Raw genomic sequence first — 7,968 nt, 5'->3', positions numbered from 1 at the left:
GCCCATCCTTGACCTATTCCTTAACGTCAGTTCGAGTTAAGCTAGCAAATTTTCAAATCACAAAAGTAAAAGCCTTGCTATGCAAGGCTTTTACTTTTGTGATTTGGTATTATACCAATTCCCAAAAGTGTGGCTACACTTTTGGGAATTAAAAACCAAACTCAGCAAGGGTTTTAAAATCACAAAATGGCTACGCCATTTTGTGATTTGGTATTAGATATAGATATTTTGGCAAATGCCGAAGAGAATGGCGATCGCCATTCTCTTCGGCATTTGATCGCCTAAGCAATTTGTTTAGTTGCCCTTAAAACCTGTAAGCTTCCCCCCGCATAGAGTCGGCTAGATGTAACTTGAAATCCCGATTGGCTTAAAAGTTGGTGGAGGTCAGTTTGGAGCAATTGCCATGCAGTTTCTGTCTCAAACAACCATAGAAAAGTGGCAATCGGTAACCAGAAAAGGGGGTTAGTCGGACGATGGAAATCAATAATGATAAATTGACCTTCGGGAAGCAAAATCCGATGGACTTCTTGAATGATTTGTCGTAACTGTTCTGATGCCATCTCATGCATCGCTGTATTCGTAATCACCAGATCGAAAGCGCGATCGCTAAAGGGCATTTTTTCGGCAAAGGCTTCTACATACTGAGCTTGGGGCACATTTCGTTTGGCGCGGTGGATCGCGATCGGGGAGGCATCTAACCCCGTCACATGATGAAAATGCTTGACCATTTCATGGGTTGCTTGCCCTGCTCCGCAACAAAGATCGAGAACTTTTGCTTCGGGGTTAATTGGCAAATCCTCTAAAAACAAACGGTGAAAGCGTTTTTCCCCACCCACAGCGATCGCTGCCAAAGCAGAAACCATGTCATAAAACCATTGATAGCGATAACTCCAGTCCCGAAATATTGTAGTCATTGGTTCATTGCCATTGCTTATGTAATACCAAATCACAAAATGGCGTAGCCATTTTGTGATTTGAAAACCCTTACTGGTTTTGGTTTTTAATTCCCAAAAGTGTTGTCAAACTTTCGTGAATTGGTATAAGTAGCTAGGGTAAACTTAAAACCTAGAAGAGCGTACCGCCCGCGTAGCGGGCGGTACGCTCTCTGGTTTTGGTTTTTAATTATGCTGCACTACTTATAACGTTTTTCATGTTGCCTTAGGCAACATGAAAAACGCCAATTCTGCTTCGCTACTTACTCTATTCTCTCGAATGGCATGAGTCGATCCACCTTAAAAGTTCTTGGGATAGATTGCACCTTGTTCTAGTAGTTGGATTAATGCAGACATGTTTAGTTAAGGCTTTAGCGATCGCTTTTTTCTCTAATCCTTCTCCATAAAAACCTTCATCAAACAATACTTCATCGGGCAATAATTGATATGCAATTTGGAAGGATGCGGGGCTCAGTAAAGTTGGCGTAAGCTCTATGGTAATGCGATCGCCACAAAACATAGGTTTAAAAAAATCAATACTGGCATGGGTAACGGGAACGGCGATCTCTTTGCCAGCAAAAAAGGCTCTGAGATTAATTCCTGACATTACCAAAGAAGCCTCATAGGCCTCATGACAGAGCGATAAGCCATTGGCAAAATAAACGACTCCTGCCGCATCTGTGTCTTGAAAATGAATTGAGCGATCGTAAGTAAATGGTTTATACATAGGGACTTGCGAGAAAATAAGATTCCAATCCAGATTTACCAGAATCGGTGGCGCGGCTCCGCCGCGCCACCGATTCTGGTTTTATATTTGGTACTTCATTAAATCGCAAGTCCCATAGTCCTAACGAGAGATGGGTTGAAGCACTTTGTGCTTCAACCCATCTCTATGCTCGCTCCATCACTTGAGCCATTCGGTTGATTTTGACCATCAGCTTGTCGAAGTCATCGAAAGTAAGCGACTGGGGACCATCAGACAAAGCCTTCTTAGGATTGGGATGTACTTCAATCATCAGGGAATCGACACCCGCAGCGATCGCCGCCAAGCTCATCGATGGCACGTAGTCCGACCAGCCCGTACCATGACTGGGATCGATCATAATCGGCAGATGGGTTAACTTACGCAATACGGGAACTGCGGCTAAGTCTAGAGTATTGCGGGTATATTCGCGATCAAAGGTACGAATACCGCGTTCGCAAAGGATCACTTGAGGATTGCCCTCGGCAAGAATATACTCTGCGGCCATCAGCCAATCGTCAATCGTCGCGGCTAGTCCTCGCTTTAACAAAATTGGCTTATTCTGTTTGCCTACCTGCTTAAGCAAGGAGAAATTCTGCATATTTCTCGCACCAATTTGCAGTACATCGGCAACTTCGGCAATCCGATCAATATCCGCCGTATCCATTACTTCCGTAATAATTCCCAATCCACTCGCTTCCCTTGCTGCGGCTAATAGAGATAGAGCGCTTTCTCCATGCCCTTGAAAGGCGTAGGGTGAGGTACGGGGTTTATAGGCTCCACCTCTTAGGAACTGCGCACCTGAGGCTTTCACTCGCATCGCAGTTTCCACAATCATCTCTTCATTCTCCACCGAACAAGGACCCGCCACTACGACTAAGGGAGAGTTTTCACCGATCGCAATATCGCCATTGGGGGTGGGCACGATAACAACGCTAGATTCATTCTGACGATATTCACGACTAGCCCGTTTAAAAGGACGCTCCACCCGCAAGACGGTCTCAATGGCGGGGCTTAATTCTTCAATACGATGGACATCAAGGTTGGCGGTCTCGCCAACCAGTCCCAACACGACCTTATGTTTCCCCACAATTTTTTCGGGAGATAATCCCCAGCTAGATAGTTCATCGCATATCCGCTCAATTTCTGTTGCAGATGTACCGATCTTGGTTACTACGATCACGGCTAGTCTCCTGCTATTTTCCTTGAATGTTATAGCTATCGCCACTGAAGTCAGGACAGTAAACCCAATAGAGAGTTGCGGCGCTTTGCGCCGCAACTCTCTATTGGGTTTGATTTTTGTCCTCACATTATTGACTATAGCTATATTAATTATACCAAGCCCGCCCATTGTTGCTATCGGCTGATATAGCTACATTCACTTGACTTAGGACAAATCAAACCCCAAGAATTGACTGGCGGCGCGAAGCGCCGCCAGTCAATTCTTGGGGTTTATGTCCTAGTACAATTGGCGACAGCTATACCAATTCACGAAAGGGTTTTCCAAGCTCAAAATGGCGTAGCCATTTTGAGCTTGGGTATTACATAAACTTGCCTACCCCGTTCCTAGCCAAGAAATAGCGCTGCGGGGCTTTGCCCCGCAGCGCTATTTCTTGGCTTTAGACCTTATTTGGCAACTACGCGAATCACTTTTTCCGATCGCATGAGATCGCTTTCCCCAGCAAAAATAGAGCGTCCTTGACTATTGGGTAACTCTAGGGGAATCGCGCCTAAAGGCATTTGGACAGTTCTTAACCCATTATCGCGATCTTGACCGATCAAGAAGGTGACTGGTAAATCAAGGCGAGGGCTAGCGATCGCGATCATGCTGACTAAACTGTCAGTGCGCGATTGGAATTTGAAGCACTGTGAACCGATCGCGCCTCTGACCGCAGAACGAATGTTTGCCGCTGCTACCCGTTTAGCGAAGCCTTCCGCCGTAATCAGGATTAGTTCCGAACTGGGATACTGTTGTAAATCCAGAATCGATACGCCGATCTGCGTTTCCGAGCTTCCCAACCTTAGGGCAATATTTCCTGCCGCCGCACGCCCCACGGTGGGGATTTGGGTTTCATCGGCTTTAAGGCGAAGAATTCTCCCTGCGGAAGTGGCGATCGCTAATTCCTGTTCTAACCCCACAATATCAGCCCAGAAAAGCGCATCATCATCCTTAAATTTGGCGGCAATTAATCCGCGTGCGGTCATATCGGCAAATTCGGCTAGTGGCGATCGCTTAATTTTGCCTTGACGGGAAAGCAGGACTAAGCCTTCCGTAGATGCTGGATTCTTTTCCCAAATAAATTGGGACACGATGCGATCGGTGCTATCGGGTAGCAACGTAATTAAAGGCGTGCCGCGACTCTTACCCTTGGCGATCGGCAGATTGCGCAGGGCAATGGGAAAGGCTCGCCCCGCATCCGTCAGTACCACCATTTCGCGATCGCTACGGGTATCGCTGGAAGCGATCGTGACATCATCACCGAGATCGACCAATTGAGTAGCTTTAGAATTACTTTCTAAACCCTTAATGTAGCCTTTATGGGTGAGTTGAATCGTCACATCTTGGGGCTCCGCAACGGGGATATTCAGCTCAGTCGTCAGAGAAATAAGCGGCACTTCGATGGTCTGCGGTTGCTTGCCAGTTGCCGATTTAGTTGTAGATTTGGTTGCCGATTTGGTTGCCGATTGGCGATCGCTTGTTTTTTCGGCTCCTTGATTGGTAGCTTTGGGAGCTTTCGTAGCAGTTTTGTCTAGAAAATTCTCCGTTACAGCCCCCATCTCAAGGGTTTGTTGATTGCCGTTATCCGTATTTTGGGACTTAGCTTTTTTTGAATTGCCTTTAGGTATCTCTGCCTCATCCTCACCCAAAGGTTCCTCAGGACGATTACTTAAAAGCTGCCAAGCAAGATGCGTCCGCCGTTGATCACTATGCCTTTTTTTATGATCACGTAGTTCTTTCTTCAAAAATTTGACTAACTCACGCCGATCTCCTAGCAATTTCTCAAGTCTCGCCACTTGCTGTTGCAACGTCTCCAACTCATCGCGGATCTTTTGTTGCTCAATGGCAGTGATCCGACGCAAAGGCATCGAGAGAATCGCCTCAGCTTGGGTTTCCGAGAGGGAAAACTCCGTCTGGAGATCGGTTTTGGCAAGAGCGCTGTTATTAGCAAACCTTAAAATCCGAATCAAGCGATCGATATCTTGGAGAACGATCGCTAGCCCCTCTAATAAATGGGATTTTTCTTGGGCTTTTTTCAACTCATAGCGAAACCGCTTAGCAAGGGTCTCTTCCCGAAAGGAGAGAAACTCTTGCAACAATTCGCGCAGACTCATCTGCTTGGGTTGCGAGCCTTTGAGGGCTAACAAAATCACTCCAAAATTTGATTGCAACGCAGTCTGGCGATAGAGCTGATCGATGATTACTTCTGGCGCAATATCCTTTTTGATCTCGATGACGACGCGCATTCCCGCGCGATCGCTTTCATCACGGATATCGGAAATCCCCTCAATTTTGCCATTATTTACCAATTCCGCAATTTTCTCAATCCATGCCGATTTATTCACCTGATAGGGCAACTCGGTCACAATAATGGCTTGTTTTTGGCGCTTGCCCGTACCTTTGCCGCCAAACTGCTCTACTGAAGCAACGCCCCGAATCGTAATACTCCCGCGTCCAGTTAGGTAGGCCTCGCGCACGCCCTCCTCATTCATAACGATCCCCCCAGTTGGGAAGTCAGGGGCAGGGATTAAACTCAATAACCGATCGTCGGGTAGATCTGGATTTTCGAGTAAAGCGATCGCCCCATCAACGATCTCGCTCAAATTGTGCGGCGGGATATTCGTCGCCATGCCCACAGCGATCCCCGTCGAACCATTGAGCAACAGCATGGGTAACTGAGCGGGCAGTACCGCTGGCTCCTGCTCCGAACCATCAAAGTTATCGACAAAATCGACAACTTCCTCCTCAATTTCACTCAGCAAAGCCTCATTGCCGATCGCCGCCAAACGACATTCGGTATAGCGCATCGCCGCCGCAGGATCGTTATCCACCGAGCCAAAGTTGCCATGTCCTGCCAGCAAAGGGTATCGGCTCGAAAAATCCTGTACCAAGCGGACGAGCGCATCATAAACCGATTGATCGCCGTGGGGATGATACTTACCCAATACATCACCGACGACACGGGCGCATTTACGAAAGGGGCGATCGGGCACCAACCCTAGCTCATGCATTGCATAGATAATCCTGCGGTGCACAGGTTTGAGACCGTCACGGGCATCGGGTAAAGCACGACCAACAATCACGCTCATCGCATACTCTAGATACGATCGCTGCATTTCAGTATGCAATGAGGTTGGTATGATATTTCCCCCATTAGACTCCAACCCGAAATCTAACTGTTGCTGCCCTTGCTTTGCCATAAAATCTACGAACGCTGTACAAGATAATCACGATAACAAAAACAATGTAACAGCAAAAACAAGTCGTGTAGTGTCTTTGCGTTTCACCAGTGCTATTTTTTCCTCTTATGACCTAGGTATAGGCAAGGACATAAAACCCAAAACAGTGTTGCAGCGCAGAGCGCTGCAACACTGTTTTGGGTTTTAATTTGGGTTTTAATTTTGTCCTAACAAGACTGGCGACAGCTATAAACAGCCATACAGCGCTTTGCGCTCAAACCAAGGAAATTTTTGAAAGCGTTGCTAAGCAACGCTTTCAAAAATTTCCTTATGGTTCGTTTGATCGATAATTGCTGTAACTAGTAGCTATAACTAGAGGCTAGGCATAGCCTCAACATACTCGCCATAGTTGAGATCGCACTTCTGATATAGTGGTCAGCAATCTTTGCCGACTTAGTTTTAAGAACTCAAGTTTTAAGAACTCAAAATGTCTGATGTAGTAATCCAAGTCGAAAATTTAAGCAAGAAATACATTATTGGTCATCAAAAGCAAGAAAGTTATCGGTCTTTGCGAGAGGCGATCGCCAATGGCACAAAAAACTTCGCGCAAAGTTTTCTCAGGAAAGATCGCTTTCAACCTCATGAAGTCAAGGAAGAATTTTGGGCGCTCAAGGATATATCCTTTGAAATTAAGCGCGGCGATCGCGTAGGCATCATCGGGCGTAATGGTGCAGGCAAATCCACCCTCCTCAAAATCCTCAGTCGCATCATTGAGCCCACTGCTGGGAAAATATCGATTAAAGGGCGAGTTGTGAGCCTTTTAGAAGTTGGCACTGGCTTCCATCCCGAACTAACAGGTCGAGAGAATATCTACCTTAATGGTGCAATTTTGGGGATGAAGAGAAATGAAATCAAGACAAAATTTGACGAAATAGTTGCCTTTGCTGAAGTAGAAAGATTTTTAGATACGCCAGTTAAAAGATATTCTTCAGGAATGTATATCAGGCTAGCTTTTGCCGTTGCCGCCCATCTCGAACCAGAGATTTTAATTGTTGATGAAGTTTTGGCTGTGGGAGATGCCGCTTTTCAAAAGAAATGTTTGGGAAAGATGGAAGATGTCGGGAAACAGGGAAGAACGGTTTTATTTGTCAGTCATAATATCGCTGCCGTTGAAAAACTATGCGATCGCGGAATTTTGTTAGCAGGTGGAGAGCTTAGATATGTCGGCGATCGGACAAATGCAATTACTAAATATCTATCGAGTCTTACAAATAATGTAGTCTCTCTACGCGATCGCCAAGATCGCCAAGGAACTGGAGAGATCAAAGTAGTAAGTATTGATATTAGGGATGAAGATGGCAAAAGTTTGGACGTTGTAAAATCAGGACAGGATATCAGTATTTACCTTTATTTTGAAACAAAACTACTTAAAAACGATCGAATTCTTGCAGGAATATCTTTTAAAACTAACCAAGACAATCCAGTATTTTTACATCATAGTAGACTTACTCAAAACACTCTAGATATCGCCTATGGACATGGTGCATTTGTGTGCCAAATCAAGAGATTACCTTTACCATCATCTGTGTATAGATTGAGCTATAGTATAATGCCAAACAATGGAAGGGATGGGAGTTATTTTGATTCAATGGATAGTGCTATTGATGTCACAGTTGTGGATGGAGATTTTTATAATTCTGGGGAGGTTCCACCGATTTCCCACGGAGTTAGTTTAGTTAATGCTTTATGGCACTCAGAAAATTATGGATTAGCCAATATTTAAAAAAAGTTATAGAAACTATTACATAGCTATTAAGTAAGTGGGCTTAATTAAATATAAAACCCTAAAACCCTGTGTCATATACACATCTGACGCAGACGACGATAGGCAGTGTG

The 7,968-nt window shown here is 45.4% G+C and carries 5 protein-coding genes; 1 reads left to right on the top strand and 4 read right to left on the bottom strand.

All coding sequences use genetic code 11. From position 1 onward, the window contains the following. Positions 1-281: 281 nt before the first annotated feature. From PseudUWO310_RS22345 to PseudUWO310_RS22330, 4 genes are all read right to left on the bottom strand, one after another. Complete coding sequence (locus tag PseudUWO310_RS22345) at positions 282-914, bottom strand: class I SAM-dependent methyltransferase (RefSeq protein WP_143190566.1); 633 nt, start codon at positions 912-914, stop codon at positions 282-284. A gap of 286 nt (positions 915-1,200) precedes the next feature. Next, a complete protein-coding gene (locus PseudUWO310_RS22340) occupies positions 1,201-1,659 on the bottom strand; it encodes an acyl-CoA thioesterase (RefSeq protein ID WP_143190565.1) in 459 nt (152 codons plus the stop codon). A gap of 163 nt (positions 1,660-1,822) precedes the next feature. Further along, the gene (aroF, locus tag PseudUWO310_RS22335; RefSeq protein WP_143190564.1) at positions 1,823-2,857 is read right to left on the bottom strand and encodes a 3-deoxy-7-phosphoheptulonate synthase; all 1,035 of its coding nucleotides are present in this window, start codon (positions 2,855-2,857) and stop codon (positions 1,823-1,825) included. A 443-nt stretch (positions 2,858-3,300) separates the two neighbouring features. Then, positions 3,301-6,093, bottom strand: a complete 2,793-nt coding sequence (locus PseudUWO310_RS22330; protein ID WP_143190563.1) for a DNA topoisomerase (ATP-hydrolyzing) subunit A — start codon at positions 6,091-6,093, stop codon at positions 3,301-3,303. 466 nt (positions 6,094-6,559) lie between these two features. Here PseudUWO310_RS22330 and PseudUWO310_RS22325 point away from each other — a divergent pair, with 466 nt between their 5' ends. Next, positions 6,560-7,855 carry an ABC transporter ATP-binding protein gene (locus tag PseudUWO310_RS22325; RefSeq protein ID WP_143190562.1) on the top strand — a complete coding sequence of 432 codons (1,296 nt, stop codon included), beginning with the start codon at positions 6,560-6,562 and terminating at the stop codon, positions 7,853-7,855. Positions 7,856-7,968: the final 113 nt, after the last annotated feature.

Source organism: Pseudanabaena sp. UWO310, assembly GCF_006861605.1.
Lineage (GTDB): Bacteria > Cyanobacteriota > Cyanobacteriia > Pseudanabaenales > Pseudanabaenaceae > Pseudanabaena.
The sequence above is the reverse complement of the archived record's forward strand: the minus strand, read 5'-3'. Positions and strand labels throughout refer to the sequence as shown.